Raw genomic sequence first — 26,098 nt, 5'->3', positions numbered from 1 at the left:
CAAGCTGACCACCACGCCTGAAGGTTAGGCCGGGTGGTGCGGCCTGTGAGCGGCGGCGCGCCGACTTGCCGCGAACGGAGGAAAATGACCGGACGACCCCTCAGGAACGCAACCGCGCTCGCGGCCGGTGCCACGGTGTTTTTCGGGTCGCTCGCCGCGACCGCCGCGACCATGCTCGCGCGCCAGGTGGTGAACCCGCCGCGGAGCACGCGTGGGCCGGTGCGGGTGATCAAGTGCGATCTGCACAACCCCGAGGCGACGGCGGGCACGATCACGCTTGAGCGCACCATCGAGTCGGAGACGGCGGGGGAGTACACCCTGCTGTGGGACTCGGCCCGGGGCCGAGCGCACCTCGGTGAGATCGTCACCGCCGACCTGCGCACCGTGACCCGGCGCTTCAGCGAGGCGATCGGCACGCCCATCGTGGGCATCCGCACGGTGCGGGTGGCGTCGGCACCGCAACGCGACATTCGCGACCTCGGCCTGCACTGGCGCGAGGTGGAGGTGCCGGGCGAGCTCGGCCCGATGCCCGCCTGGTTCGTGCCGGCCGACCGCGAGGGCAGCCACGACTGGGTGATTCACGTGCACGGGCGCGGCGCGGCGATGACCGAGCCGCTGCGCGCCGTGCCGCTCGTGCGGGCGCAGGGCTGGAACTCGCTCGTCGTGAGCTACCGCAACGACCTCGGCGTGCCTTCGCCGGCCGACGGCAAGTACGGGCTCGGTCTCACCGAATGGCACGACGTCGACGCCGCGCTCGAGTGGGCGAGCTCACGCGGCGCCGAGCGGATCGTGCTTACTGGTTGGTCGATGGGCGGCGGCATCGTCGGGCAGACCTACCTCAACTCGCGCTTCCGCAAACGCATCGTCGGCCTCATGCTCGAGTCGCCTGCCGTGAACTGGCACGACACGCTCGAGTACCAGGCGGCGCAGATGCGCGTGCCCGCGCCGGTCGCGAAGCTCGGCATGTGGCTGCTCAACTCCCCGCTGCACCGGGGTCTGCTCGGCACCGACGAGCCGATTGACCTCGCGCAGCTTGACCTCGTGGCGCGGGCTGACGAGTTCGAGGTGCCGATTTTGCTGTTGCACTCGACGGCCGACACCGTGGTGCCGGTCACCTCGAGCCAGCGTCTCGCGCAGGCGCGGCCCGACCTCGTCGATTACGTCGAGTTCACGCGGGCGCGGCACACGCGCCTCTGGAACGTCGACCGCGACAGTTGGGAGACCGCGGTGGACGAATGGTTCGCCGGGCTCAGCACGCAGCCCGGGGCCGACAGCCAGGCTCAGGCGTCGTCGCGCACCAGTCGCTGATAGAGGAAGCCGAACTCATCCTCGAGCAGCAGCTCGCGCCGAAAGGCCGAGTTGCGCGACGACGAGGGGAGCGCCGGCGAGGTGTCCGGGCCGAACACCGGCGCCTGCGTGAGGCACACCTCGTCGAGCAGCGCCGCGTCGAGGAACTGGCCGATCAGAGTCGTGCCGCCTTCGACGACAATCTGGCGCAGGCCGCGCCCGCGCAACTCCGCGAGCACCGCATCCAGCGGCACCCGGCCGCCCGAGGCGTCGAACTCGGCGAAGTTGGCCCCGGGCATGGTCTCGGCGGAGCGTTCACGCGCCGAGGCCGGCCCGCACACGAGCACCGAGGCCGCCGCATCCGCTTCGCTGATGCGGTGCCCGGTCAGATTGCCCGACTCCGAAATGATGCAGAGCCAGGTAGGGCGGGTCGCGGTGTGGCGCTCCTCGCGCACCGTGTTGGCGCCGACCACGACGACATCGCTCATCTCGCGGATGAGCCGCAGGATGCGCCGGTCGGCCCGGTTCGAGAGGCTGTCCGACGTGCCGTCTCCGCCGGTGATGCGGCCGTTGAGCGAGCCGAGCATGTTCATGCGCACCCAGTCGGGCCGCGGCGGCGCGTAATGCTCGCGCAGCCACGACTCGGCCGCGGCGATGCCGTCGCCGGTCAGGTCGAGCAGGTCGCCGGTGCCGCCGAGCTGGCGGAGCCAGCTCGGGTCGGGCATGCGGCTGAGATCAAACGGCTGCGAAGTGTCGGGCACGGCTTCCAAGCTACGCGCTCGCCGCCTCCCGCACCTGACGCTGCACGCGCCCGAGCATGCCGACCATGCCATTGAGGCGGAGCGGCGACACCTGCTTCGTGATGCCGAGCTCGAACGGGAAGTCGGCGGGGATGCCGAGCACCTCGTCGGTCGAGAGGCCGTCGATGCCCTGCACGAGCACCGAGGCGAAGCCGCGGGTCGTGGGCGCCTCAGCGGGGGCTTTTGCGAACAGGTGCACCGTGCCGTCGTCGACCTCGGTCGTGATGAAGACGGGCGACTGGCACTCGATGACGCGCTCGAACTCGACGTTCGCAAAGCGCTCGGGCACCTCGGGCAGCTCGTCGGAAAACTCGAGCAGCATCGTGAGGCGTTCGCGCTCGGGGATCGCGAGGAAGTCGTCGCGGATTTCCGCGAGCTGAGTAGGAATTGCAGACATGACGCCCCTAGCGAGTCGGCGCGGCGCCGGGCTCTTCGCCCACGACGATCGGGGCGCCGACGAGCGAGCCCCATTCGGTCCACGAGCCGTCGTAGTTGCGCACGGTGGGGAAGCCGAGGAGGTACTTCAGCACGAACCAGGTGTGGCTCGAGCGCTCGCCGATGCGGCAGTAGGCGATGACGTCGTCGCTGTCGCCGAGGCCGAGTTCGACGCGGTAGATCTGCTCGAGCTCCTCGCGCGACTTGAACGTCGCATCCTCGTTCGCGGCGCGTGCCCACGGCACCGAGTGGGCCGAGGGGATGTGCCCGCCGCGCAGCGCCGACTCCTGCGGGAAGTCGGGCATGTGTGTGCGCTCGCCCGTGTATTCGGGGAAGCTGCGGACGTCGATGAGCGGCTTGCCCTCGCCGAGATGGGCGACGACGTCGTCGCGGCGGGCGCGCAGGCCAGTCTCGTCGCGTTCGACGACGGGGTACGCGGCTGGCGTGCGCTCGGGCACCTCGCGGGTGAGCTCACGGCCTTCGGCCACCCACTTCTCGCGGCCGCCGTTGACGAGACGGATGTCCTCGTGGCCGAAGAGTTCGAACACCCACATGGCGTAGGCGGCCCACCAGTTTGAACGGTCGCCGTAGAGCACGATGGTCGTGTCGCGGGTGATACCGAGGCGGCCCATCAGCTCGGCGAAGCCCTCGCCGTCGACGTAGTCGCGCACGACGGGGTCGTTGAGGTCGGTGTGCCAGTCGACCTTGACCGCACCCGGAATGTGGCCGGTTTCGTAGAGCAGAACGTCTTCGTCAGATTCGACGACCACGAGGCCGTCGTCGTGGAGGTGCTCGGCCAACCACTCGGTCGAGACGAGACGGTGGGGCTGCGCGTACTGCGCGAATTCCTGGGATTCGTCGAAGACGACGGACATGACTACTCCTCGAATACTGCGGCGTTCGTACCTAGGTCAGCGTAGTCTTGACCCAGCTTATTCCTGCGCAAAAGGAGACCTCTGTGACCGTAGGCACCCTCGTACATCTCACCGAACAGGTTCCGCAGATGACGCCGGATGAGATGGTTCGGGCCCTGGTGCCGCCGCCGCAGTTCGCGCACGCGAGTTTCGACAACTATGTGCCCGACGAGTCGTACCCGTCGCAGATGCAGGCGGTCGAGATCGCGCGCGACTTCGCGAAGGCTGGGGGAAACCGCTCGAGCGGCCGCGGCTTCATGTCGAAGATGTTCAAGCGCGCGCCGAGTGTGAAGCCCGGCGTCTACCTCGATGGCGGCTTCGGCGTCGGCAAGACCCACCTGCTCGCCGCAACCTGGCACGCCTTTACCGGCCGCAAGTACTTCGGCACGTTCATTGAGTACACCTCGCTCGTCGGCGCGCTCGGCTATCAGAAGGCCGTCGAGGCCTTCACCGGGGCCAGCCTGCTCGCGATCGACGAGTTCGAGCTCGACGACCCGGGCGACACCATGGTCATGACCCGCTTCCTCGGCGCCCTCGTCGAAAAGGGCACCCATGTCATGGCGACCTCGAACACCCCGCCAAATGCGCTCGGCGAGGGGCGCTTCGCGGCACAGGACTTCCTTCGCGAGATCACGAAGCTGGCCGATGTCTTCAAGACGGTGCGCATCGACGGCGTCGACTACCGTCGTCGCGCCGTCGAGGGGCACGCGATCGTGAGTTCGCCGGCCGAGGTGCAGGATGCGGTGGATGCGCGCATCACCGCCGGCAAGACCGTCGCGCAGGACGACTTCCGCACCCTCATCGAGTTCCTCGCCACGGTGCATCCCTCGAAGTACGTGCGCCTCGTCGACGACATCAACCTGCTCGCCCTCACCGATGTGACCGAGCTCACCGACCAGTCCGAGGCGCTGCGCTTCGTGGCGTTCATCGACCGCGTCTACGACGCTGAGATCCCGATGGTCGCCTCCGGCGTGCCCCTCGACGCGATCTTTGGCGGCGGCATGGTCGATGGTGGGTACCGCAAGAAGTACCTCCGCTCGGTGTCGCGACTCATCGCATCCACCGGCGCCGCCAGCGCCTAGCGCGCCGCCGCACTCATTTCAGCCCGTAGCACCGGAAAATCCCCGGGTTACGGGCTGATTCTTTGCAATTTTGCGCAATCTTCAACAAGGTTGCACGCAAGTTAAAGTTTGTTGACAGTGCAAAGTTACTCAAAATATGCACGAGAAACGCCATTTATTTTTCGCGTTCGGTCTATTCTCAGGAACCACACACCAACGGTTTCGGGTCGAGCGGTTGACCAGCCGGGTGTGATTGAGAGGAGAACTTCAATGGATACAGGTGGTGCGGCCTGGCTCATTACTGCGACGGCGTTGGTGTTGTTCATGACACCGGGCCTCGCGCTGTTCTACGGTGGCCTCGTTCGCGAGAAGGGCGCCATCTCGATGATGATGATGTCCTTCGGCGCGCTCGCGCTGGTTGCTGTGCTCTGGGTGCTGTTCGGACACGCGATGATCTCGGTAGACGGCTCGTCCTTCTTCCAGTTCGCGGGGAACCCGTTCGCGGACTTCGGCATGGTGGCAGCCTCGGGCGATAACGAGACCATGATGGGCAGTGCCTACTCAGCAACATTCGCGATCATCACGGTGGCCCTCATCTCGGGCTCGATCGCGGATCGTGCACGCTTCGGCTCCTGGCTGCTGTTCGCGGGTATCTTCGCGACGCTCGTCTACTTCCCGGTTGCGGCCTGGGTGTGGGGCGGCGGCTGGATCTCGCAGCTCGGCACGGCCCTCGGCTTCGGCGACCTGGCGGTTATCGATTACGCCGGTGGCACCGCGGTGCACATCAACGCTGGTGCGGCTGCGCTTGCGTTGGCGCTCGTACTCGGACGCCGTCAGGGCTTCGGCAAGAGCCTCAACCAGCCCCACAACGTGCCCCTCGTGCTCGTCGGCACCGCAATCCTCTGGTTCGGCTGGTTCGGCTTCAACGTCGGTGCTGAAGGTACGGGCAACCTCGTTGACGGCATCCCCGGCCTGATCACGATCAACACGATCGTGGCTCCGGCTGCCGGTATCCTCGGCTGGCTCGCGATCGACCGACTTCGCGGCAAGAAGCCGACCGCGGTTGGCGCCGCCTCTGGTGTCATCGCTGGCCTCGTGGGTATCACCCCCGCGTGTGCCGACATTCTTCCCGGATGGGCTCTGCTCCTCGGCTTCGTGTGTGGTGTTGCCGCTGCGTACGCTTGCGACCTCAAGTGGGCCGCGAAGTACGATGACTCGCTTGACGTCGTGGGCATTCACCTGGTCGCGGGCCTCATCGGCTCGATCTGGCCCGGTCTGTTCGGAACTACCTCGGGACTGTTCATGGGCTTCGGTGTCCAGCAGCTGATCCTGCAGGTTGTCGCCTCTGTGGCGGTATTGATCTACTCGTTCGTGGTTGCGTATGTGGTGGGGATGGTCATTCAGAAGACCATCGGCTTCCGAATCACGAGCGAGGAGGAGCTCGCAGGTGTGGACGAAAGTGTCCACGGCGAACGCGCTTACCAGCGCACCGGCGAGCTCAACCAGGTTGGTGCGGCGTAGGCCACTGATCGTCCTACGACGAATGGATGGCGGTGCCGGAAGCACTCACTGCGGGCCAGCGTAATGCTGTGTGAGTGATCACGAAGCCGCCGACCACACCAACCACCAGGGCCCCGGAGTCATCGACTCCGGGGCCCTTATTAATTTCCCGCTGTGTGCGGTCTCTGAGCGGTCTCTACACGCGCTGTGGCCGCGCCCGGCCTCTCCTGCCGCGCGTGTAGTGGATGCCCGGTGGCCGTCCCTGCGTGCCCGTGCCGGCGCATCCGCCCTCGCGCCCGACTGCGCCCGGTTTGATGCAGTTTTCTACGTTCGCTGCAGTCGTAACTGCAGCGCCACTAGAAAACTGCATAAGAAAGAGGGCTGGCCACGCGAGCTTGTGCCACGTTCGATGCGGTTTTCTGCGTTCGATGCTGTTGCACCTGCAGCGCTGGTAGGAAACCGCATCTTTGCTCGCTGGCGTACGTATATCCGTGCTCCGACCCGTCCAGGATGCGCAGCGCGAGTCGGGGTTCGTGGCGCGAGTCGGGGTGTGATGCTCGCGTCGCGTGGGCTGGTCGAGTTGGATGCGCTGCTCGGGGCGGTCTTGAGACTCGGAAAGATAAGGAAGTCGGGGAAACGAATCAGGGCCTCCCGAGGGAGGCCCTGTGTGGTGGGTGATACTGGGATCGAACCAGTGACCCCTTCCGTGTGAAGGAAGTGCGCTACCGCTGCGCTAATCACCCGCAACGAGGGTCTATCTTGGCACATCCTGGCGACGCCGCGCAAACTCGATGGCCCGCGACACGCGGTTGAAAACAATTTTCCAGCCTCTGATCTGGTATTTTCTAATTCGTGGCAGTCTCGATTTGCATTGCGCGGAATGCTTGCATTAATGTAGTTCGAGTGCTGAGGCGCCGAAAGGAAGCCAAAGTCACGCGGATGTAGCGCAGTTGGTAGCGCATCACCTTGCCAAGGTGAGGGTCGCGAGTTCGAGTCTCGTCATCCGCTCGAGTGTGAACAAGACCACGTCTTGAGAGCACGGGCATAGACCCAGTACGGTGACGTGGCCGAGAGGCGAGGCAGCGGCCTGCAAAGCCGTTTACACGGGTTCGAATCCCGTCGTCACCTCGGTATCCTGTACAGGATGCGAAATGCGAGTCTCGCAAGAGATGAGCGCGATTGGCGCAGCGGTAGCGCGCTTCCCTGACACGGAAGAGGTCACTGGTTCGATCCCAGTATCGCGCACGAGATGAGGGCCCTACTTCGGTAGGGCCCTTTGTCGTTGGCCAGTGACCTCGCGCGATTTGGCGGAGCGGTGCTCCGCCTTTGAAAATCGCGCGCTGGTTCGATCCCGGTATCGCGCACGAGATGAGGGCCCTACTTCGGTAGGGCCCTTTGTCGTTGGGCTCGATAGGCTGCAGGCCGACGAAGAGGAGACCGGATGGCAGCGAAGCGAAGCGCGAAGATCACGGCGCCGATGATCGACGAACTGCGTCTGCCCGACCTTCTGGATGCGCGGAGCGGTGACGTCGTGGCCGGCGGTTTCTACGAGGCACGCCGTTATACCGAAGCCGACCTCGCGGGCCGGGATCTCTCGAGCGTGACGTTCAGCGAGTGCGAGTTTCTTGGACTCGACGCCCATGCGGCGCAGCTGCACGACGCGCGGATCGTCGAGACTCGACTCGAGCGAGTCAGCGCCCCCGAACTCAAGGCAACTGGCTCTGGCTGGCGTGATGTGCGCATCGAGAGCTCCCGGCTCGGCGCCGTCGATCTCTCCGAGGCTGACCTGCGCGCGGTGCAGCTCACCGCATCCAAAGTGTCGTTCGCGAACCTCCGTGCGGCGACCCTCCGCGACGTGCGGTTTGAGCACTGCGTCATTGAGGAGCTCGACCTGACCCAGGCGCGCGTGGATCGGGTTGCCTTCCTCGACTGCGCGGTGCGGACGCTGATCCTCGATCAGGCCAAACTGCAGCACCTTGACCTCCGCGGCGCAGAACTCGACAGAGTGCGCGGCCTTGCATCAATGCGTGGCGCGATCGTGACGTACCGCCAGGCGGCCGACCTCACCGAAACGTTTGCCGACCACCTCGGCATCACGATTGCCGACTGATCCAGCTAGCTAGCTGCGCGATGGCTGGGATGCGGTGGCGAGTGTCGCGAAGGCTTGGTCGAGAAGATCGCTGAGCGAGGCGCCCTCGTGCGCTGCCCAGGATGTCCAGCGGCGATCGAGCGCGGCGATCGTGGCGGCCGCGAGCACCTGTGCGGCAAAGTCGTCGTGCCCCGATGCAACCACTGCCGCAGCGAGCGATTCGATCTGCGGCGCGCGTGCGCGGCGCAGCTTCGCGCCGACGGCCGGCTGCGAGTGGATGAGCTGAAGCTGCGCACGCTGGCGCTCCGGCTGGTCTTCGGCAATTCGGAAAGCCGGCGTCACAGCCAACCGCAGCCGCGCCCACTCGGAGTCAGTGGCTGCGGTCTCAGCCTCGGCGTACGCGTCGGCAAACTGCGAGTCCGAGCCGGTCAGCGCGGTGACGATGATCTCGTCCTTCGAGGCGAGGTAGCGGAAGAACGTCGCGCGAGACACGCCAAGCGCCTTCGCCAGCGCATCCGTCGTGAACGCATCGTAGCCGTGCTCGCCTTTGCCGGCATGGGGGCCTCTTTCATGCAGACGATCCTCATGCCGATTCAGGGTGAGCTGCCTCGCCTGCTCAATGCGGACGCCTCGGAGACTGCCTGGGTGATCACCGTGACGCTGCTCGCCTCGTCGATCGCGGTGCCGATCGCGGGCCGGATGGGCGACATGTTCGGCAAGCGCAAGGTCGCGGCGGTGCTCATGGGCAGCCTCGTCGTCGGTTCGGTCGTGTGCGCGCTCTCGCCGACGCTGCCACCGATGATCGTGGGTCGCGCGCTGCAGGGCATGGGTGATGGGCTTCGCGCTGTTCTCGTCGTCGATCGCCTTCCCGCAGCTGCTTGAGACTCCGGTCGCGGCGGGCGGGCTCGGGCTCGACCTCTTGCCCGCGAGCCTCGTGCTCGTGCCGTCGGGTCTTGCGATGCTCGCGATGTCGCCGATCGCTGGCCGCATTGAGCGCTCCGTGGGCTCGAAGCCACTGCTCATTGCGGGCGCGATCGTGCTCACGGTGGCGTACCTCATTTGTGTGTTCGTACGGCTGCACGTCTGGACCATCGCGGTCGTGAACACCGTGATCGGTGTCGGCGTTGGTCTCGGCTACGCGTCGATGCCCGCGCTCATCATGGGTGCAGTGCCCCGCAACGAGACCGGCGCCGCCAACGGACTCAATACGCTCATGCGCTCGTTCGGCACCACCGTGGCCTCGGCCGTGGTGGGCGCGATCATCGCGGCCTCCGCCGGGGAAGACGTTACGAGCTCGTACTCACTCGTGTTCCTCCTCGGGCTCATCGCCGCGGCTGTGTGTGCGGCGATCGCGAGATTCATTCCCCGCCCGCGGGTCAACGACGAGGCCGCCGACGTGTTCGAGGCGGTGACGCCGACGTCGCAGGAGACGCTCGAGGACTCCCCGGCTCGATAGGATGGCCCGGTGAATCAGGTGAGTGGCAGCAGCATGCGTCGGGTCAAGGGAATCGCGCTCGCGGCGTCGGTCGGCGCGTTGCTGGCCGGATGCTCCGGCGGCGGCGAGTCGGCGCCCTCGGTGACCGGCGCCGCGACCGAATTCTCAACGGTCGAGGAACTGCGCGACGCGTACGTCGCCGCGGGCGGCACCTGCGAGGCCTGGGAGGAAATCGACCCGGGCGACTACGACGCCACGGCCGGCCGCTGCTCCGACAGCGTCGTCATGGCCGTCTACGCGAACCCTGACGAGCTCGCGGCCGCGGTCGACCGCTCGCAGAACCTCGCTGTGCAGACGCACCTGCTCGTCGGCGAGAACTGGCTCCTCAACGTCGACAACCCGCAGGACTTCGTCGAAGCTCTCGGCGGCACCACGGTCAGCTAGGGCATCCCGAACCGCCTAGAATCGTTCGATAGCCGACGCGTCGTGCGCCGGCAACCCAACCACCGCATCCGCGCAAGTAGGAGACGACGTGTCTGCACCAGACCTCAAGAACGCACCAGCACCCCTGCGACTCGAGGCCAGCACGACGACGACGGGCACTGAACTCTTCGCGGACGCCCCGAAGCAGCCCGCGATCGTCGCGATGCGCGTTGACGGCCAGCTGCTCGATCTCTTCCGCGAGGTCGAAGCAGGCCAGACCGCCGAGGCCGTGACCATCGACAGCGAAGATGGCCTGAACATCCTGCGCCACTCGGCCGCGCACGTCACCGCGCAGGCCGTGCAGAAGCTGCACCCTGATGCGAAGCTCGGCATCGGCCCGTTCATCACCGACGGCTACTACTACGACTTCGACGTCGAGGAGCCCTTCACCCCGGCTGACCTCAAGGCCGTCGAGAAGGAGATGCAGCGCATCGTCAAGCAGGGCCAGCGCTTCGCCCGCCGCGTCGTGAGCGACGAGGATGCGCGTGCCGAGCTCGCGAGCGAGCCCTACAAGCTCGAGCTCGTCGGCCTCAAGGGTGCCGCGGGCAGCGACGCCGGCGAGAACGTCGAGGTCGGCGCCGGCGAGCTCACGATCTACGACAACGTCGACCCGAAGTCGGGCGACACCGTCTGGTACGACCTCTGCCGCGGCCCGCACCTGCCGTCGACGAAGCTGATCGGCAATGGGTGGTCGCTCATGCGCAGCTCGGGTGCCTACTGGCGTGGCAGCGAGAAGAACCCGATGCTGCAGCGCATCTACGGCACCGCCTGGCCGACAAAAGACGAACTCGTCGCCTACAAGACTCGCATCGAAGAGGCGCAGAAGCGCGACCACCGCAAGCTCGGTGCCGAGCTCGACCTGTTCAGCTTCCCCGACGAAATCGGCTCGGGCCTCGCGGTGTTCCACCCGAAGGGCGGCATCATCCGCCACGAGATCGAGTCGTTCATGCGCGAGCAGCTGCTCAAGCATGAGTACGAACTCGTCAACTCGCCGCACATCACTAAGGGCGCGCTGTTCGAAACGAGCCAGCATCTCAACTGGTACAAGGACGGCATGTTCCCGGCGATGCACCTCGATGAGGTCACCGACGACGACGGCAACGTCACGAAGCAGGGCCAGGACTACTACCTGAAGCCCATGAATTGCCCCTTCCACAACCTCATCTTCCGTGCCCGCGCCCGCAGCTACCGCGAGCTGCCGCTGCGCCTCGCCGAGTTCGGTACGGTCTACCGCTACGAGAAGAGCGGCACGCTCTCGGGCCTGACCCGCGTGCGCGGCCTGACCCAGGACGACGCGCACATCTACGTGACGGATGAGCAGGTCAAGGGCGAGATTCAGCGCCAACTCGAGTTCGTGTTCGAGACCCTGCGCGCCTTCGGCCTCAACGACTTCTACCTCGAGCTCTCGACCCGCGACCCCGAAAAGTCGGTGGGCACCGACGAGCAGTGGGCCGTGGCCGAACAGACCCTGCGCGAGGTCGGCGAGGAGTCGGGCCTCGACCTCGTCGACGACCCGGCCGGCGCGGCGTTCTACGGCCCGAAGATCTCGGTGCAGGCGCGCGACGCGATCGGCCGCACCTGGCAGCTCTCGACGGTGCAACTCGACTTCAACCAGCCCGAGCTGTTCGAGCTCGAGTACGCAGCGGCCGACGGCACGCGCAAGCAGCCGGTGATGATTCACCGCGCCCTGCTCGGCTCGATCGAGCGCTTCTTCGCGATCATGCTCGAGCACTACGCCGGTGCCTTCCCGGTCTGGCTCGCGCCCGAGCAGGTCGTTGGTATTCCCGTCGCCGATGAGTACGCCGACTACCTCGGCGAGGTCATCTCGCGCCTGCGCCGCGAGGGCGTGCGCGCGCACCTCGACGACTCGGCCGACCGCATGCCGAAGAAGATCCGCACGCATACCAAGGCGAAGGTACCGTTCATGCTCATCGCGGGTGAGGACGACCGCCAGGCCGGCGCCGTCTCGTTCCGCTTCCGCGACGGCTCGCAGCGCAACGGCGTGCCCGTCGACGAGGCGATCGCGATCATCACCGGGGCCATCGGCGAGCACACGCTCGTGAACGCCGACACCGACCTGCAGGCGTAATGACGGGCGAGCGCGAACCCTACGAGCTGCAACCGGCCGACGATTTCGTCGGCGTGCCCGACGGCTTCGAGCGCACGTGGGTGCCGCACCGCATGGCGTACATCGACAACGGCGAGGAGCGGCGCAAGCCTGACCATGCCTGCGTCTTTTGCGCGGCGCCCGGCAAGAGCGACGAGGACGGGCTCATCGTCAAGCGGGGCGAGCTCTGCTACGTCGTGATGAACCTCTACCCGTACAACACGGGGCACCTGCTCATCTGCCCGTACCGCCACATCGCCACCTACGACCTCGCGACCGACGCCGAGGTGCTGGAGATGGCGCACCTCACGCAGCGGGCGATGAAGGTGCTGAAGTACCAGGGCGGTGTTGGCGGCTTCAACATCGGCATGAACCAGGGCGAGGTCGCCGGCGCCGGCATCGCGGGGCACCTGCACCAGCACATCGTGCCGCGCTGGCCGAACGACGCGAACTTCCTGCCGATCATCGGCCGCACGAAGCCGATGCCACGCCTGCTTGGCGAGCAACGAGCCGAGATCGCCGCGCTCTGGGACGCCGAATAATTCGACCACGGTCGCGCAGGTTGTTGTCTCCTGCGACGTTATGAGCGGCGTGGCGTCTGGTCGCACGTCCGTCTACGCATTACCGGGCGGGATTGAGGCGGCGCAGGAAGGTCGTGAGGAGAGTGGCAGCCTTCGCCGGCCCCAGACGTTCACAACGTCGCGCGGAACCTCAGCTAGAGCGCCGAGCGGAGGCGGGCGAGCCCCTCGGCGAGCTGCGCCTCCGAGAGGTGCGCGTAGCCGATGACGATGCTGCCCGAGGCGGATGCGCCGGGCACGTCGGTCGGCTCGCTCGCGTCGGGCGCGCTCGGCGCTCGCCAGTACTCCGCGCCGGGCGAGACACGCACGCCGGCTCGCTCGCAGGCCGCCATGAGCTCGGCCTCGTCGCGCTGCGTGTGGATCACGGCGTGAAGCCCACCGTCCATGGGGGAGACCTCCACCTGCGGCAGGTCGCCGAGGGCCGCGAGCACGGCGGCGCGGCGCTGCCGGTAGCTGCGGCGCATCCGGGCAGCGTGCCGGCCGAGCTCGCCCGAGGCGAGGTAGTCGGCGAGGGCAAGCTGGGTCACGGCCGACGCCGGGGTGCCGAGGTCGGCGCGGGTCGCGAGGAGGCGCTCGCGCAGCGGCGCCGGCGCGCAGAGCATGCCGATGCCGATCGTCGGGGCGACCGTCGACGAGAACGTGCCGAGGAGCGCGACGGTGCCGTCGTCGGTGCGGTCGAGCGCGGTGAGCGTCGGCAGCGGCTGGCCGACGTACCGCAGCTCAGAGTCGAAGTCGTCCTCGACGACGAGCACGCCCTCGGCGCGCGCCCATGCGAGCAGCTCGTGGCGTCGGGCGATCGGCAGCGAGCCACCGAACGGGTACTGGTGGCTCGGCGTGACGATCACGAGATCGGGCTTCGCGGCGCCGCGGGGGAGACGATCGGTGCGCAGGCCGTCGGGGTCGACCTCGAGCGGCACGAGCTCGCACCCGAGCCGCGCGAGCACGCGGCGCAGCGAGGGATAGCCGGGCGACTCGACGCCGACGCGCACCGGCGCGCTCGGCGCTCGCTCAGCGGCGAGGGTCTGCACGATGAGCGCGAGCCCCTCGCGGGCGCCGGCCGTGACGAGAAAGCTCGAGGCGTCGCGAGCGAGCCCGCGCATCCGCCGAAAGTGCTCGCTCACGGCGGCGAGGTACCGCGGGTCGCCCGCGAGCGGCAGCGTTGCGAGCTCGGCGTCGGCCGCGTTGCGCCACGCTCGACGCCAGGCCGGTGTGCGCAGGGCGCCGGTCGAGGGCTGACCGGGGAGGAGGTCGATGGGCGCGCGGCCCGGGTCGCTTGCGTGGCCAATCGCATCCGGAACGGAGGCTGCGCCTCCGGGGCGCTGGGTGGCCCCGCGGCGGTTCGGGTGCGTCTGCCCGAGCGCCGGATTCACGGTGGTGGCAGCGCCGGTCTGCGAGGTGAGGTAGCCCTCGGCTACGAGCTGCTCGAAGGCGGTCACGATCGTGCCGCGCGACACCCCGAGGCGCGCGGCCCACGCGCGCGACGAGGGCAGCGCATCCCCTGCGCGCAGCACCCCGCGGTCGATGAGCGCCCGCACCGAGCCCGCGAGCTGCTGCGGCAGTGGCAGCGGATGCGTGCGGTCGAGCGAGACGGAAAGCTCGGCGATTTCGGGGGAGCGCATGGCTCGAGTCTGCCGAAGTGGTCTAACAAAGTCCAGTGATAGTGGATCTTTCAATAGGCCAATCGATCTCGCAGGATGGAGGCCATGACCACTTCAGCAACCACCCCCACCATCGCCAGCCCGAGCACCGACCGCGTGAAGCGCGGCCTCGCCGAGATGCTCAAGGGCGGCGTGATCATGGACGTCGTGACGCCCGAGCAGGCCCGCATCGCTGAGGATGCCGGAGCCGTCGCCGTCATGGCCCTCGAGCGCGTTCCCGCCGACATTCGCGCGCAGGGCGGCGTCGCCCGCATGAGCGACCCCGACCTGATCGACGCGATCATCGCCGAGGTGTCGATCCCCGTCATGGCGAAGGCCCGCATCGGCCATTTCGTCGAGGCACAGGTGCTCCAGTCGCTCAAGGTCGACTACATCGACGAGTCGGAGGTGCTCTCGCCCGCCGACTACGTGAACCACATCGACAAGTGGCAGTTTGACGTGCCGTTCGTGTGTGGCGCGACGAACCTCGGCGAGGCCCTGCGCCGCATCAACGAGGGTGCCGCGATGATCCGCTCGAAGGGCGAGGCCGGCACCGGCGACGTCTCGGAGGCGATGAAGCACATCCGCAAGATCAGCTCCGAGATCCGCGCCCTCTCGTCGCTCTCGAAGGACGAACTCTACGTCGCCGCGAAGGAACTCCAGGCGCCGTACGCGCTCGTTGAGGAGGTCGCGTCGACCGGCAAGCTGCCCGTCGTGATGTTCGTCGCTGGCGGCGTCGCGACCCCCGCCGACGCGGCGATGATGATGCAGCTCGGCGCCGACGGCGTGTTTGTCGGCTCGGGCATCTTCAAGTCGGGCAACCCCGAGGCCCGCGCCGCGGCGATCGTCAAGGCGACGACGCTCTACGACAACGCCGACGTCATCGCCGATGTCTCGCGTGGCCTCGGCGAGGCGATGGTCGGCATCAACGTGGCCGACCTCGCGCAGCCGCACCGCCTCGCTGAGCGCGGCTGGTGAGCCCCGCGCCGATCATCGGCGTCCTCGCCCTTCAGGGTGACGTGCGCGAGCACGTGCGGATGCTCGAGCAGCTCGGCGCGCGGGTGCGGCTTGTGCGCACCCCGGCCGAGCTCGCCGAGGTCGACGCGCTCGTGCTGCCGGGCGGCGAGTCGAGTGCAATCGACAAGCTCTCGCGCATCTTCGAGGTGGCCGAGCCGATTCGCGCCCGCATCGCCGAGGGGATGCCCGTGCTCGGCACCTGCGCGGGCCTGATTCTGCTCGCCGACCGCATCACCGACGCGGCCCCCGGGCAGCAGACGTTCGGTGGCCTCGACGTCACCGTGCAGCGCAACGCCTTCGGCTCGCAGCTCGACTCGTTCGAGGCCGAAGTCGCGTCGCCGATCGAGGGTGAGGGGCCGGCGACGGTCGCCTTCATTCGCGCGCCGATCGTCGTCGAGGTCGGCGAGCGGGCCGAGGCACTTGCTAGCGTTACGGGCGATCGGGTCGTCGCGGTGCGGCAGGGCAATCTGCTTGGCATCTCGTTCCACCCGGAGGTGACCGGCGACACGAGCTGGCACCGCCACTTCCTCGAACTCGTCGAGGAGGCCCGCTAACCGAGCCCGAGGAGCCGCGCGTGACGCCGACGATTGACACCACGTTCACCCAGATTCGTGACCTCGTGAGCGCGTCGCCCACCGCGTTCCACGCCGCTGAGGAGGTGGCCCGGCAGCTCACGCTCGCCGGGTTCACCCGCCTCGAGGAGACGGACGAGTGGCACCTCGGTGCCGGCGGCTACGTGGTGGTGCGCGACGGTGCGGTCATCGCGTGGGTGCTCCCCGAGCACGGGGCGGCGGCCGCGCCCGTGCACCTCGTCGGCGCGCACACCGACTCGCCGGGCTTCCGGCTCAAGCCGACCCCCGCATCCGCACGCGAGGGCTGGCAGACCGTCGGGGTCGAGGTTTACGGCGGGCCGCTGCTCAACTCGTGGCTCGACCGCGACCTCCGCGTCGGCGCCCGGCTCGCGCTTGCCGACGGCAGCACCGCGCTCGCGCACACCGCCGACGCCGTGGCGCGCATCCCGCAGCTCGCCGTGCACCTTGACCGCGGCGTGAATGCCGACGGCGTGAAGCTCGACCGCCAGCAGCACACCCGGCCGATCGTCGGCCTCGAGACCGCCGGCCAGCTCGTCGACGCGCTCGCCGCCGCGGCGAAGGTCGATCCCGCCGACGTCGTCGCCCTCGACGGCTTCGTCGTCGATGCGCAGGCGCCCGCCCGCATCGGCCTCGAGGCGAACCTGCTCGCGTCGGGCCGGCTCGACAACCTCGTGAGCGTGCACGCCGGGCTGCGCGCGCTCATGTCGGCCACCAACCCACAGGGCGCGATTCCGATGCTCGCCGCGTTCGACCACGAAGAGGTCGGCTCGGCATCGCGCACGGGCGCGGCCGGGCCGTTCCTCGAGGACGTGCTCGCGCGCATCCGTGCCGGGCTCGGCGCCGAGCTCGAGACCGTGAAGCGCGCCAATGCCGCGAGCTGGAGCATCTCGAGCGACGTCGGTCATGCCGTGCACCCGAACTACCCGAGCCACCACGACGACGAGGTTCGGCCGCACGCCGGCCGCGGGCCGATCCTCAAGATCAACGCCGACCAGCGGTACACAACGGATGCGGCGGGCGAGGCGCTCTGGCACGGCCTCTCCCAGCGCGCCGGGGTGCCGGTGCAGCGTTTCGTCTCGCGCAACTCGATTCCCTCGGGCTCGACGATCGGCCCGATCTCGGCGACCCGGCTCGGCTTCCGCACCGTCGATGTCGGCATCCCGATCCTCTCGATGCACTCGGCCCGCGAGCTCGCCTCGCTCGAAGATGTGCTCGGCCTCGAGCGCGTGCTGCGCGAGTTCCTGGGTCAGTCGTAAGCGGAGGCCGGTCGCGGCCCGCTAAAATAAAGCGTTCAGCAAGCGCAATCGATTCAGGGGGAACCAATGTCGGGTCACTCCAAGTGGGCAACTACCAAGCACAAGAAGGCCGTTATCGACGCCAAGCGCGCGAAGGCCTTCGCCAAGTACATCAAGGTGATCGAGGTTGCCGCACGTGCTGGCGGCCCCGACCCTGACGGCAACCCGGCGCTCGCCGACGCGATCCAGCGAGCGAAGAAGATCTCGGTGCCGAACGACAACATCGACCGCGCCGTCAAGCGCGGCGGTGGCCTCACCGGCGAGGCGGTCTCGTACGACAGCATCATGTACGAGGCCTACGCCCAGGGTGGCGTCGCCATGCTCATCGAGTGTCTGACCGACAACCGCAACCGCGCGGCCGCTGAGACCCGCCTCGCGGTGACGCGTTCGGGCGGCACCATGGCCGACCCCGGCTCGGTCGCCTTCAACTTCGAGCGCAAGGGCGTCATCGAGGTCGCGCAGGCGTCGGGCGAGCCGAGCGAAGACGACATCCTCCTCGCCGGCCTTGATGCCGGTCTCGAAGAGGTTATTGACCACGGCGAGGCCTTCGAGCTGCGCACCGAGGCCACCGACCTCGTCGCCGTGCGCACTGCGCTGCAGGAGGCCGGCATCGACTACGAATCGGCCGAGGCCGAGTTCGTCGCGAACGTGCTCGTGCCGGTCGACCTCGAGACCGCCAAGAAGGTGCTCGGCGTGATCGACGCGGTGGAAGACCTCGACGACGTGCAGAACGTCTATACGAACATGGAGATTCCGGCCGACGTGCAGGAGCAGCTCGACGCCGAATAGCGGCGAGCGAACCCGCGTGACTCAGCGCATCCTCGGCATCGATCCCGGCCTCACTCGTTGTGGGGCCGGGATCGTCGACGTTGGCCAGGCGCGCCGGGTCGACCTCGTGCACGTCGAGGTCATTCGCACGCCCACTGATGCCGAGTTGCAGCCGCGGCTCGGGCTCATCGGCGTCGCCGTCGAGCGGCTGCTCGACGAATACCAGCCCGACGCGGTGTCGATCGAGCGCGTTTTCGCCGAGCAGCGCAACCTCAACACCGTCATGGGCGTGGCGCAGGTGACCGGCATCGTGATCCGCGAGGCGCACCGCCGCGGCATCGACGCCGAGCTGCACACCCCCTCCGAGGTCAAGGCCGCGGTGTCGGGCTACGGCAACGCCGACAAGGCGCAGGTGCAGCGCATGGTGCAGCGCATCCTTCGCCTCGACGCCCCGCCGAAGCCCGCCGACGCGGCGGACGCGCTCGCGCTCGCCATCTGCGCCGCCTGGCAGTCGCCGCTCGCTCGCGTGCGCCCCGAGCAGCGCACCCACGGCTCGGGGCTCGGCCAGGCGAAGCCAGTCAGTGGTTCGACGCCCGCGCAGGAAGCATGGCTCGCCGCCGAGCGTGCCGCGAATTCGGGCCGCCGCCGCCTACGCTGAATTAGTGATTTCTCAGCTCACCGGAACGGTGTCCTACGTCGGCGCCACGCGCGCCATCATTACGGTCAGCGGTGTCGGTTTCGATGTGCTCGTCACCGCGACGCACGCGCTTGAGCTGCGCGTCGGCGCCGAGATCACGCTGAGCTGCGCCCTCATTGTGCGGGAGGATTCGCTCACGCTCTACGGCTTCCGAGATGCGCGCGAGCGCGAGGTGTTCGGGCTGCTCACGTCGGTCACGGGCGTCGGCCCGAAGTCGGCGATGGGCGTGCTCGCCCAGCTGCGCCCCGACGAACTCGCGACGGCGGTCGAGAATGAAGACCTCGCGGCCTTCAAGAAGGTCTCGGGCGTTGGCCCGAAGACGGCGAAACTCATTACGGTGCAGCTCAAGGGCAAGCTTGCCGGCGCCACCGCGGCAGGGAACGCCGGGGGAGCGACGGTGTCTGGCTCGACCCGCGACGACGTGGTCGAGGCGCTCGTCGGTCTCGGCACACCGCAGAAGCAGGCGCAGGAGGCCGTCGAACGCGCCAGCGAGGGCGCCGCGGCCGGAGCTGACGTGCCCACGCTGCTGCGCGCGGCGTTGCAACAGCTCGGGGGTGCCCGATGACCCAGGGCCCACTCGACGCGCAGCGGAACGACGGCGAACTCGAGTTCGAGTCGACGCTGCGCCCGCGGCTGCTCGACGAATTCATCGGCCAGGAGAAGGTGCGCGAGCAACTGCACCTGCTGTTGCGGGCGGCCGAGCTGCAGCAGCGCACGCCCGACCACATCCTGCTCGCCGGCCCTCCCGGGCTCGGCAAGACCACCCTCGCGATGATCGTCGGTCAGGAGACCGGGCAGGCACTCCGGCTCACCTCGGGGCCCGCCCTGCAGAACGCGGGAGACCTCGCGGCTGTGCTCTCGAGCATGGTGCCGGGCGAGGTGCTGTTCATCGACGAGATTCACCGCATGGCCCGCACGGCCGAGGAAATGCTCTACCTCGCGATGGAGGACTTCCGCATCGACATCATGGTCGGCAAGGGGGCGGGCGCACAGTCGGTGCCGCTCGAACTCGCGCCGTTTACCGTCGTCGGTGCCACGACTCGCTCGGGCCTGCTGCCGGCGCCGCTGCGCGACCGTTTCGGCTTCACGGCCCACCTCGAGTTCTACGCCGACAACGAGCTCGAGCGCGTGCTGACCCGCACCGCACGCCTGCTCGACCTCGATGCACAACCCGGTGCGCTCGACGTGCTCGCGTCGCGCTCGAGGGGCACGCCCCGCATCGCGAACCGGCTGCTGCGGCGCGTGCGCGACTACGCGCTCGTGCATGACCGGCCGATCGACGACGTCGCCGTGGGCGAGGCGCTCGCCCTCTACGACGTCGACGACCTTGGTCTTGACCGGCTCGACCGCGCGGTGCTTGACACGCTCATCCGGCGCTTCGAGGGCGGGCCCGTTGGTGTGCGCACGCTCGCCGTCACGGTGGGCGAGGAGGCCGACACCGTCGAGGCAGTCGTCGAGCCATTCCTCGTGCGTACCGGGCTGATCGCGCGTACCCAGCGCGGCCGCATTGCAACACCTGCAGCCTACGAGCACCTTGGCGTACGGCCTGGTGCCCTATAATCGTCACGTTTATCGAGCTTTCGGCTCGCTGCGCGATCCCTCACCCCACACGAACACTTCTGGAGTCACTTTATGGATCTCATGCTCGTCCTTCCCCTGCTGCTGCTCGTCGTCATGATGGTCTTCATGTGGCGGAGCAACAAGAAGCGGCAGGCGCAGCAGCAGGAGATGCGTCAGCAGCTCGTGCCCGGCACCGAGGTCATGACCCAGGCCGGCATCTACGGCACCATCGTCGACATGGATGAAGCCAACAACGTCGTCACCATCGAGAGCGGCCCGGGCACCCAGCTGCGCGTGCACTCGGCGACCATTGTCAACGTCGTCACGCCGACCGTGCCGGATGACGCTTCGTCGCTCACCGGTGAGGAGTCGACCGACGACCTCAGCGAGCAGCTCGACGCCGAGACCGACTCGACCCTCGACACCGAGGTCGACACCACGCTCGAGGCCGACTCGCCGTACGACGCCGACGCCGACTCGACCGACGATGACGGCCGTTCGAAGCTCTAACCACGACATTCAGCGCCGCGTCCGCGGCGTGAAAGGCACGATTCTTGGCAACCTCGAAACGATCCTCGCAGGCGGTGCGGGGAGCGAAATCCACCCTGCTCTGGTTCGGCATCATTCTCATCGTGCTGGGAGGCCTCAACTGGGCCTCCGTCGCGTTCCAGAATGGGCAGTGGACCCCGAAGCTCGCCCTTGACCTTGAGGGTGGCACCCAGGTGGTGCTCGCGGCGCAGCTCCAGGAGGGTGCCGCCGCGCCCTCGGGCGACCAGATGGCGCAGGCCGCGTCGATCATTCGACAGCGCGTGGATGCCTCGGGCATCTCCGAGGCCGAGGTAACGACCCAGGGTGGCACGAACATCGTCGTGTCGGTTCCCGGTGAGCTCGACGCGGAGACGCAGAACCGCATCGAGTCGAGCGCCAAGCTCGAGTTCCGCCCCGTGCTCTACACGGACTCGGCGTCGAACGTGCAGGTCGTCAAGCCCGAAGACTTCGGTATGGAGAGCTTCAACGCGACCCCGACCGTCGAACCGACCGATGGCTCCGACGTCGCCCAGCTCACTGACCAGCTCTTCGCCGACTTCCTCGCGTTCGACTGCGCCGACGTCATGAGCGACCCCGAGGTCGCCGACCCCGAAGAACCGATGATCGCCTGTGACGAGAGCGGCACCGAGAAGTTCGTGCTCGGCCCCGTCGAGATCTCGGGCGAGCACATCAGCGACGCCACCTCGAGCATGGTCACGAACCAGCAGGGTGTCGCGACCGGCCAGTGGGGCGTCAACCTGCAGTTCGACGCCACCGGCACCGCCGAGTTCCGCGCCGTGACCGAGCGCCTGGTCGCGATCGGCGCGACCCCCGACCCGACCACGGGCATGGCCGACACCACCCGCTCTCGCTTCGCGGTCACGCTCGATGGCAACGTCATCGTCGCGCCGACCGCAAACGCCGTCATCACCGACGGCAAGGCGCAGATCACGGGTAGCTTCACCGAGCAGTCGTCGAAGGACCTCGCCGACCAGTTGAAGTTCGGTGCGCTGCCGTTCAGCTTCCAGACGCAGTCGACCCAGACCATCTCGGCGACGCTGGGTACCTGGCAGCTCCAGGCCGGCCTCATCGCCGGCGCGATCGGTCTGCTGCTCGTGCTGCTCTATTCGCTGCTGCAGTACCGCCTGCTCGGCCTCGTGACGATGGCCTCGCTCGCGTCGCTCGCGGTCGTGGCGTACCTCGTCGTGACACTGCTGTCGAACCAGGAGGGCTACCGCCTGTCGCTCGCCGGCGTCGCGGGCCTCATCATCGCGATCGGTATTACCGCCGACTCGTTCATCGTCTACTTCGAACGCATCAAGGATGAACTGCGCGAGGGCCGCTCGCTGCCCGCAGCGGTCGAGCGCGGCTGGTCGCGCGCGATCCGCACCATCCTCGCCTCGGATGCGGTGAACCTGCTCGTCGCGATCGTGCTGTTCTTCGTCGCGGTCGGCAACGTGCGCGGCTTCGCCATCACGCTCGGCATCACCACGCTCATCGACCTCTTCGTCGTGACTCTGTTCACGCATCCGCTCATGCGCCTGCTCGCGACCACGAAGTTCTTCGGTGGCGGACACCCGGCCTCGGGTCTCGACCCGCGCGCCCTGGGCGCCGTGTACCGCGGCCGCGGCGAGTTCCGCCGTTCGAGCCAGGCAAAGAAGACGAAGGTTCAGGCTTCCGCGAAGGAAGCCGAGCGCCGCCAGTCGCTGGCGGAGCGCAAGGCCGCCGAGGCCGCCGCGAAGGGGGAGAAGTAATGAAGCGCTTCACGCAGTGGGGTAACGACCTCTACACCGGCGAGACCTCGATCGGCTTCGTTCGTCGCCGCAACACCTGGTTCATCGTAGCGATCGTGCTGATCTGCCTTTCGGTGGCGGCGCCGTTCCTGCGGGGCGGCTTCAACTTCGGCATCGAGTTCACCGGCGGCTCCGAGTTCCAGGTGAGCGCCCCGACGAGCCAGGACCAAACGCTCGCGACCGACGATGCCGCCGCCTACAGCGAAACGCCCGCGCGCGTGCAGCAGCTCGGCGACGGCTCGATCCGCGTGCAGACCGACACCCTCACCCAGGAGCAGAACAACGCGCTCCGCGCCGACCTCGCCGAGTCGTACGGCACCACGATCGAGAACGTCGCCGTGTCGACGATCGGCCCGTCGTGGGGCGCCGACATCACGCGCCAGATGGTCATCGGCATCATCGTGTTCCTCGTGCTCGCATCGGCGCTCATGTCGTTCTACTTCCGCACCTGGAAGATGGCCGTGGCCGCGATTCTCGCGCTGTTCCACGACCTCATCGTGACGGCGGGTGTCTACGCGCTCACGGGTGTTGAGATCACGCCGGCGGCGGTCATCGGCTTCCTGACGATTCTCGGCTATTCGCTCTACGACACGGTCGTGGTGTTCGACAAGGTGCGCGAGAACACGGCGAACTACGGGCCGGGCAGCGCCCGCACGTTCGCAGAGTCGGTGAACCTCGCGATCAACCAGACCCTCGTGCGCTCGATCAACACCTCGGTCGTCGCGCTCCTGCCGGTCATGGCGATTCTGTTCATCGGGGCGTTCATCATGGGTGCCGGCACGCTTCGCGACATTTCGCTCGCGCTGTTCATCGGCATCTTCGTCGGGGCACTCTCGACGATCTTCCTCGCCGGCCCGCTCTACTCGGCTGTGCGTGCGCGCGAGCCGAAGATTCGCGAGACCGACGCCGAGATTCTGCGCCGCCGCGACGCGGGCATCGAGCCCGACGCGGAGCCCGAGGAGGACGGGGACGCCGACGGCGAACCGGCCCGCCCCGAGCGCGAGAACGACGGCGCGCAGGTATAAACTCGCAATTCTAGGTACCTCGCGGCTGCGGGGTGGTGAGGAAAGGCGGGCGGGATGAGCGAAGCGAGTTCGCTGTCGATGCGTCGGCTGGTGCCGAGGATCTTTACGAAGTCGGCGTCAGCGCCCGCGATTGAGCGGCTCGTGCGCCTCTTGCGGGGCCACGACTCGCGGGCCGACATCGGCCTCGTGCAGCGGGCCTACGAGGTCGCCGTGCGCTTCCACGAGGGCCAGTTCCGCCGCAGCGGCGAGCCGTACATCACCCACCCAATCGCCGTCGCCGAGATCCTCGCCGGGCTCGGCATTGGTCCCGTCACGATTGCCGCGGCGCTCCTGCACGACACCGTGGAGGACACGGACTACTCGCTCGACCAGCTCCGCGAGGAGTTCGGCGACGAGATCGCGATGCTTGTCGACGGTGTCACGAAGCTTGACAAGGTCACCTACGGCGACGCCGCGCAGGCCGAGACGGTGCGCAAGATGATCGTCGCGATGTCGAAGGACATCCGCGTGCTCGTCATCAAGCTCGCCGACCGGCTGCACAACGCCCGCACGTGGGGCTTCATGCCGCCCGAGAAGGCGCAGAAGAAGGCCACCGAGACTCTCGAGATCTACGCGCCGCTCGCGCATCGCATGGGTATTCAGGCGATGAAGAACGAGCTCGAGGAGCTCTCGTTCGCGGTGTTGCACCCGAAAATCTACTCCGAGATCGAACACCTCGTGAAAGACCGCCAGCCGCAGCGGCAGCGCTATCTCGATCGGGTGATGAAGGAAATCCGCGGCGACCTGCGCGACATGCGCGTGCGTGGCGAGGTGAACGGGCGCCCGAAGGAGCTCTACTCGATCTACCAGAAGATGGTGGTACGCGGTCGCGACTTCGACGAAATCTACGACCTCGTCGCGATCCGCATCATCGTCGACACGGTGCGCGACTGCTACGCAGTACTCGGCGCAATTCACGCCCGCTGGACGCCGATGCCCGGCCGGTTCAAGGACTACATCGCGACACCGAAGTTCAACCTGTACCAGTCGCTGCACACAACGGTGATCGGGCCGGACGGCAAGGCCGTCGAGATTCAGATTCGTACCCACGAGATGCACCAGCGCGCCGAGTTCGGTGTCGCGGCGCACTGGCTCTACAAGCAGAACATGCAGACTGGCCAGTCGACGCGCGGCTCGGGCGTGACGAGCGAGATGGCCTGGCTCGAGCGCATCAACGACTGGCAGCAAGAGACGAGCGACTCTGACGAGTTCCTCGACTCGCTCCGCTTCGAGATTGGCGCGAAAGAGGTCTACGTCTTCACGCCGCAGGGCAAGGTCATCGGCCTGCCGCAATCGGCGACCCCGGTCGACTTCGCGTACGCGATTCACACCGATGTTGGCCACCGCACTATGGGGGCCAAGGTGAACAGTCGCCTCGTGCCGCTCGAGACGAAGCTGCAAAACGGCGACACCGTCGAGATCTTCACCTCGAAGAACCCGGATGCGGGGCCCAAGCAGGACTGGCTCGGCTTCGTCGCGTCGCCCCGGGCCCGCAACAAGATTCGCCAGTGGTTCTCGAAGGAACGCCGCGACGAGGCGATCGAGCTCGGTAAAGAGCAGGTCGCCAAGGAGATGCGCAAGGTCAACATGCCGATGACCCGCGACATCGTGCAGGAGGCCTTTGAGACGGTCGCCTCGACCCTGCGGTACGTCGACGTCTCGGGGCTCTACGCCGCCGTCGGCGAGGGCCACGTGTCGGCGAAGTCGGTCATCGAGAAGATCCAGAACGAGCTCAGTGCCGATCAGGACGTCGACGAGGAGCTCGGCGACCGCCACATCACGGGCAGCCCGATCAGCCAGCCATCGGTGAGTGATTCTGGTGTGCTCGTGCGAGGCTCACCCGACATCCTCGTCAAGGTCGCGAAGTGTTGCACGCCCGTGCCCGGCGACGAGATCGTCGGCTTCATCACGCGTGGCCAGGGCGTTTCGGTGCACCGCACCGACTGCCGTAACGTCACCTCGCTCGAGCTGCAGCCAGAGCGCATGATCGACGTCGAATGGGCGGCGAGCTCGAAGGCCGTGTTCCTCGTGAACATTCAGGTCGAGGCACTCGACCGGGGCGGCCTGCTCAGCGACATCAGCCGCGTGCTCTCGGAGCACCACGTGAACATCCTGTCGGCGACGGTGCACACGTCACGCGACCGGTTGGCGATCTCGAAGTTCTCGTTCCAGATGGGTGACACGACGCATCTCGACCGTCTGCTCGGGGCCGTGCGACACATCGATGGCATCTACGACGTCTATCGCGTGCACAACGGGTAGCCCGGCGATCAGCTCGAGCGCTTCGGCGAACGCCCCGGCCTCGAGGGCGTCGAGGATTGTGCGCGCCGGGCTCGTGATCGTGAGCTCTGCGAGCCGGCGCACGTCGTGTGGCGAGTAGGCGCCGTAGCGGGGCGCGACGCCGGGGAGGTCGAGGGTCGAGCGCCAGCTGCGCCGTGTGACTTCGACCACGCCGGG

General features: G+C 67.6%; 25 protein-coding genes and 5 tRNA genes. 24 read left to right on the top strand and 6 right to left on the bottom strand.

Features of this window, described 5'->3' with window-relative positions:
• Window positions 1-84: 84 nt before the first annotated feature.
• Window positions 85-1,308 carry an alpha/beta hydrolase family protein gene (locus M3M28_RS07050; RefSeq protein WP_249385802.1) on the top strand — a complete coding sequence of 408 codons (1,224 nt, stop codon included), beginning with the start codon at window positions 85-87 and terminating at the stop codon, window positions 1,306-1,308.
• Here M3M28_RS07050 and M3M28_RS07045 read toward each other — a convergent pair.
• From M3M28_RS07045 to M3M28_RS07035, 3 genes are read right to left on the bottom strand one after another with little or no spacing between them, the layout of a single operon-like run.
• Window positions 1,281-2,048 carry a dihydrofolate reductase family protein gene (locus M3M28_RS07045; protein WP_249385801.1) on the bottom strand — a complete coding sequence of 256 codons (768 nt, stop codon included), beginning with the start codon at window positions 2,046-2,048 and terminating at the stop codon, window positions 1,281-1,283. The two genes, M3M28_RS07050 and M3M28_RS07045, sit on opposite strands and share 28 nt — an antisense overlap.
• A 10-nt stretch (window positions 2,049-2,058) precedes the next feature.
• Window positions 2,059-2,484: a SufE family protein gene (locus M3M28_RS07040; protein WP_249385800.1), complete on the bottom strand. Its 426-nt coding sequence runs from the start codon at window positions 2,482-2,484 to the stop codon at window positions 2,059-2,061.
• 7 nt (window positions 2,485-2,491) lie between these two features.
• The gene (locus tag M3M28_RS07035; protein ID WP_249385799.1) at window positions 2,492-3,397 is read right to left on the bottom strand and encodes a sulfurtransferase; all 906 of its coding nucleotides are present in this window, start codon (window positions 3,395-3,397) and stop codon (window positions 2,492-2,494) included.
• A 128-nt stretch (window positions 3,398-3,525) separates the two neighbouring features.
• Between M3M28_RS07035 and zapE the strand changes: the two genes are divergently transcribed.
• Both zapE and M3M28_RS07025 read left to right on the top strand, forming a co-directional pair.
• Window positions 3,526-4,518, top strand: a complete 993-nt coding sequence (gene zapE, locus M3M28_RS07030; protein WP_249388011.1) for a cell division protein ZapE — start codon at window positions 3,526-3,528, stop codon at window positions 4,516-4,518.
• A 249-nt stretch (window positions 4,519-4,767) separates the two neighbouring features.
• Window positions 4,768-6,018: an ammonium transporter gene (locus M3M28_RS07025; protein ID WP_249385798.1), complete on the top strand. Its 1,251-nt coding sequence runs from the start codon at window positions 4,768-4,770 to the stop codon at window positions 6,016-6,018.
• A 647-nt stretch (window positions 6,019-6,665) separates the two neighbouring features.
• Here the strand turns inward: M3M28_RS07025 and M3M28_RS07020 are convergent.
• Window positions 6,666-6,740, bottom strand: a tRNA-Val gene (locus M3M28_RS07020).
• A gap of 192 nt (window positions 6,741-6,932) precedes the next feature.
• Between M3M28_RS07020 and M3M28_RS07015 the strand changes: the two genes are divergently transcribed.
• The 5 genes from M3M28_RS07015 to M3M28_RS06995 all read left to right on the top strand — a co-directional run bounded on the left by M3M28_RS07015 (window position 6,933) and on the right by M3M28_RS06995 (window position 8,107).
• Window positions 6,933-7,005, top strand: a tRNA-Gly gene (locus tag M3M28_RS07015).
• A 49-nt stretch (window positions 7,006-7,054) separates the two neighbouring features.
• Window positions 7,055-7,125, top strand: a tRNA-Cys gene (locus M3M28_RS07010).
• Between the two features lie 45 nt (window positions 7,126-7,170).
• Window positions 7,171-7,242: transfer RNA gene (locus M3M28_RS07005), tRNA-Val, on the top strand.
• Window positions 7,243-7,294: 52 nt separating this feature from the next.
• Window positions 7,295-7,361 (top strand) — tRNA-OTHER (locus tag M3M28_RS07000).
• A gap of 77 nt (window positions 7,362-7,438) precedes the next feature.
• Window positions 7,439-8,107 (top strand): pentapeptide repeat-containing protein, encoded by a 669-nt coding sequence (locus M3M28_RS06995; RefSeq protein ID WP_249385797.1) that lies wholly within the window; start codon window positions 7,439-7,441, stop codon window positions 8,105-8,107.
• Between the two features lie 9 nt (window positions 8,108-8,116).
• Here M3M28_RS06995 and M3M28_RS06990 read toward each other — a convergent pair whose 3' ends face one another.
• Complete coding sequence (locus M3M28_RS06990; protein ID WP_249388010.1) at window positions 8,117-8,596, bottom strand: TetR/AcrR family transcriptional regulator; 480 nt, start codon at window positions 8,594-8,596, stop codon at window positions 8,117-8,119.
• Between the two features lie 45 nt (window positions 8,597-8,641).
• Between M3M28_RS06990 and M3M28_RS06985 the strand changes: the two genes are divergently transcribed.
• The 5 genes from M3M28_RS06985 (at window position 8,642) to M3M28_RS06965 (ending at window position 12,653) form a co-directional block, all read left to right on the top strand.
• Window positions 8,642-8,968 (top strand): MFS transporter, encoded by a 327-nt coding sequence (locus tag M3M28_RS06985; RefSeq protein ID WP_249388009.1) that lies wholly within the window; start codon window positions 8,642-8,644, stop codon window positions 8,966-8,968.
• Window positions 8,919-9,542 (top strand): MFS transporter, encoded by a 624-nt coding sequence (locus M3M28_RS06980; protein WP_249385796.1) that lies wholly within the window; start codon window positions 8,919-8,921, stop codon window positions 9,540-9,542. Before M3M28_RS06985 ends, M3M28_RS06980 begins: the two co-directional genes overlap by 50 nt.
• A 9-nt stretch (window positions 9,543-9,551) precedes the next feature.
• Complete coding sequence (locus tag M3M28_RS06975; RefSeq protein WP_249385795.1) at window positions 9,552-9,965, top strand: hypothetical protein; 414 nt, start codon at window positions 9,552-9,554, stop codon at window positions 9,963-9,965.
• A gap of 202 nt (window positions 9,966-10,167) precedes the next feature.
• Complete coding sequence (thrS, locus tag M3M28_RS06970; RefSeq protein WP_249388008.1) at window positions 10,168-12,093, top strand: threonine--tRNA ligase; 1,926 nt, start codon at window positions 10,168-10,170, stop codon at window positions 12,091-12,093.
• Window positions 12,093-12,653 (top strand): HIT family protein, encoded by a 561-nt coding sequence (locus tag M3M28_RS06965; protein WP_249385794.1) that lies wholly within the window; start codon window positions 12,093-12,095, stop codon window positions 12,651-12,653. The genes thrS and M3M28_RS06965 overlap by 1 nt, the downstream gene beginning before the upstream one ends.
• Window positions 12,654-12,826: 173 nt before the next feature.
• On the opposite strand, the gene pdxR is transcribed toward M3M28_RS06965, so the two are convergent.
• Complete coding sequence (pdxR, locus tag M3M28_RS06960; protein WP_249385793.1) at window positions 12,827-14,308, bottom strand: MocR-like pyridoxine biosynthesis transcription factor PdxR; 1,482 nt, start codon at window positions 14,306-14,308, stop codon at window positions 12,827-12,829.
• 84 nt (window positions 14,309-14,392) lie between these two features.
• Here pdxR and pdxS point away from each other — a divergent pair, with 84 nt between their 5' ends.
• From pdxS to M3M28_RS06905, 11 genes are all read left to right on the top strand, one after another.
• Window positions 14,393-15,304 carry a pyridoxal 5'-phosphate synthase lyase subunit PdxS gene (gene pdxS / locus M3M28_RS06955; RefSeq protein ID WP_283255696.1) on the top strand — a complete coding sequence of 304 codons (912 nt, stop codon included), beginning with the start codon at window positions 14,393-14,395 and terminating at the stop codon, window positions 15,302-15,304.
• A 59-nt stretch (window positions 15,305-15,363) separates the two neighbouring features.
• Window positions 15,364-15,897: a pyridoxal 5'-phosphate synthase glutaminase subunit PdxT gene (gene pdxT, locus M3M28_RS06950; RefSeq protein WP_249388006.1), complete on the top strand. Its 534-nt coding sequence runs from the start codon at window positions 15,364-15,366 to the stop codon at window positions 15,895-15,897.
• Between the two features lie 20 nt (window positions 15,898-15,917).
• Entirely contained in the window at window positions 15,918-17,192 is a 1,275-nt protein-coding gene (locus M3M28_RS06945; protein WP_249385792.1) for a M18 family aminopeptidase, read from the top strand.
• Window positions 17,193-17,258: 66 nt separating this feature from the next.
• A complete protein-coding gene (locus tag M3M28_RS06940) occupies window positions 17,259-18,020 on the top strand; it encodes a YebC/PmpR family DNA-binding transcriptional regulator (RefSeq protein ID WP_249385791.1) in 762 nt (253 codons plus the stop codon).
• Window positions 18,021-18,036: 16 nt separating this feature from the next.
• Entirely contained in the window at window positions 18,037-18,657 is a 621-nt protein-coding gene (ruvC, locus tag M3M28_RS06935) for a crossover junction endodeoxyribonuclease RuvC (protein WP_249385790.1), read from the top strand.
• Between the two features lie 4 nt (window positions 18,658-18,661).
• On the top strand, window positions 18,662-19,261 hold the full coding sequence (ruvA, locus tag M3M28_RS06930) for a Holliday junction branch migration protein RuvA (RefSeq protein WP_249385789.1): 600 nt from the start codon (window positions 18,662-18,664) through the stop codon (window positions 19,259-19,261).
• Window positions 19,258-20,256: a Holliday junction branch migration DNA helicase RuvB gene (ruvB, locus tag M3M28_RS06925; protein ID WP_249385788.1), complete on the top strand. Its 999-nt coding sequence runs from the start codon at window positions 19,258-19,260 to the stop codon at window positions 20,254-20,256. The genes ruvA and ruvB overlap by 4 nt, the downstream gene beginning before the upstream one ends.
• Before the next feature lie 81 nt (window positions 20,257-20,337).
• Window positions 20,338-20,766 (top strand): preprotein translocase subunit YajC, encoded by a 429-nt coding sequence (gene yajC / locus M3M28_RS06920; protein WP_249385787.1) that lies wholly within the window; start codon window positions 20,338-20,340, stop codon window positions 20,764-20,766.
• 44 nt (window positions 20,767-20,810) lie between these two features.
• Window positions 20,811-22,538 (top strand): protein translocase subunit SecD, encoded by a 1,728-nt coding sequence (gene secD / locus M3M28_RS06915; RefSeq protein ID WP_249385786.1) that lies wholly within the window; start codon window positions 20,811-20,813, stop codon window positions 22,536-22,538.
• Complete coding sequence (gene secF, locus M3M28_RS06910) at window positions 22,538-23,602, top strand: protein translocase subunit SecF (protein ID WP_249385785.1); 1,065 nt, start codon at window positions 22,538-22,540, stop codon at window positions 23,600-23,602. Before secD ends, secF begins: the two co-directional genes overlap by 1 nt.
• 54 nt (window positions 23,603-23,656) lie before the next feature.
• Window positions 23,657-25,903 carry a RelA/SpoT family protein gene (locus tag M3M28_RS06905; RefSeq protein WP_283255695.1) on the top strand — a complete coding sequence of 749 codons (2,247 nt, stop codon included), beginning with the start codon at window positions 23,657-23,659 and terminating at the stop codon, window positions 25,901-25,903.
• The last annotated feature ends 195 nt before the right edge of the window (window positions 25,904-26,098 follow it).

The organism is Gulosibacter sediminis (assembly GCF_023370115.1).
In the GTDB taxonomy this organism is placed as follows: Bacteria; Actinomycetota; Actinomycetes; order Actinomycetales; family Microbacteriaceae; genus Gulosibacter; species Gulosibacter sediminis_A.
The sequence above is the reverse complement of the archived record's forward strand: the minus strand, read 5'-3'. Positions and strand labels throughout refer to the sequence as shown.

Bases quoted from the DNA above. Each gene is read 5' to 3' on its own strand.
- thrS (WP_249388008.1), top strand. From the start codon at position 10,168: ATGCGCGTTGACGGCCAGCTGCTCGATCTCTTCCGCGAGGTCGAAGCA.
- M3M28_RS07040 (WP_249385800.1), bottom strand. From the start codon at position 2,484: ATGTCTGCAATTCCTACTCAGCTCGCGGAAATCCGCGACGACTTCCTC.
- yajC (WP_249385787.1), top strand. From the start codon at position 20,338: ATGCTCGTCCTTCCCCTGCTGCTGCTCGTCGTCATGATGGTCTTCATG.
- M3M28_RS06995 (WP_249385797.1), top strand. From the start codon at position 7,439: ATGGCAGCGAAGCGAAGCGCGAAGATCACGGCGCCGATGATCGACGAA.
- M3M28_RS06905 (WP_283255695.1), top strand. From the start codon at position 23,657: ATGAGCGAAGCGAGTTCGCTGTCGATGCGTCGGCTGGTGCCGAGGATC.
- pdxT (WP_249388006.1), top strand. From the start codon at position 15,364: ATGCTCGAGCAGCTCGGCGCGCGGGTGCGGCTTGTGCGCACCCCGGCC.
- zapE (WP_249388011.1), top strand. From the start codon at position 3,526: ATGACGCCGGATGAGATGGTTCGGGCCCTGGTGCCGCCGCCGCAGTTC.
- M3M28_RS07050 (WP_249385802.1), top strand. From the start codon at position 85: ATGACCGGACGACCCCTCAGGAACGCAACCGCGCTCGCGGCCGGTGCC.
- pdxS (WP_283255696.1), top strand. From the start codon at position 14,393: ATGACCACTTCAGCAACCACCCCCACCATCGCCAGCCCGAGCACCGAC.
- M3M28_RS06940 (WP_249385791.1), top strand. From the start codon at position 17,259: ATGTCGGGTCACTCCAAGTGGGCAACTACCAAGCACAAGAAGGCCGTT.
- M3M28_RS07035 (WP_249385799.1), bottom strand. From the start codon at position 3,397: ATGTCCGTCGTCTTCGACGAATCCCAGGAATTCGCGCAGTACGCGCAG.
- pdxR (WP_249385793.1), bottom strand. From the start codon at position 14,308: ATGCGCTCCCCCGAAATCGCCGAGCTTTCCGTCTCGCTCGACCGCACG.
- secF (WP_249385785.1), top strand. From the start codon at position 22,538: ATGAAGCGCTTCACGCAGTGGGGTAACGACCTCTACACCGGCGAGACC.
- M3M28_RS07025 (WP_249385798.1), top strand. From the start codon at position 4,768: ATGGATACAGGTGGTGCGGCCTGGCTCATTACTGCGACGGCGTTGGTG.
- M3M28_RS06985 (WP_249388009.1), top strand. From the start codon at position 8,642: ATGGGGGCCTCTTTCATGCAGACGATCCTCATGCCGATTCAGGGTGAG.
- M3M28_RS06980 (WP_249385796.1), top strand. From the start codon at position 8,919: ATGGGCTTCGCGCTGTTCTCGTCGTCGATCGCCTTCCCGCAGCTGCTT.
- ruvB (WP_249385788.1), top strand. From the start codon at position 19,258: ATGACCCAGGGCCCACTCGACGCGCAGCGGAACGACGGCGAACTCGAG.
- M3M28_RS06965 (WP_249385794.1), top strand. From the start codon at position 12,093: ATGACGGGCGAGCGCGAACCCTACGAGCTGCAACCGGCCGACGATTTC.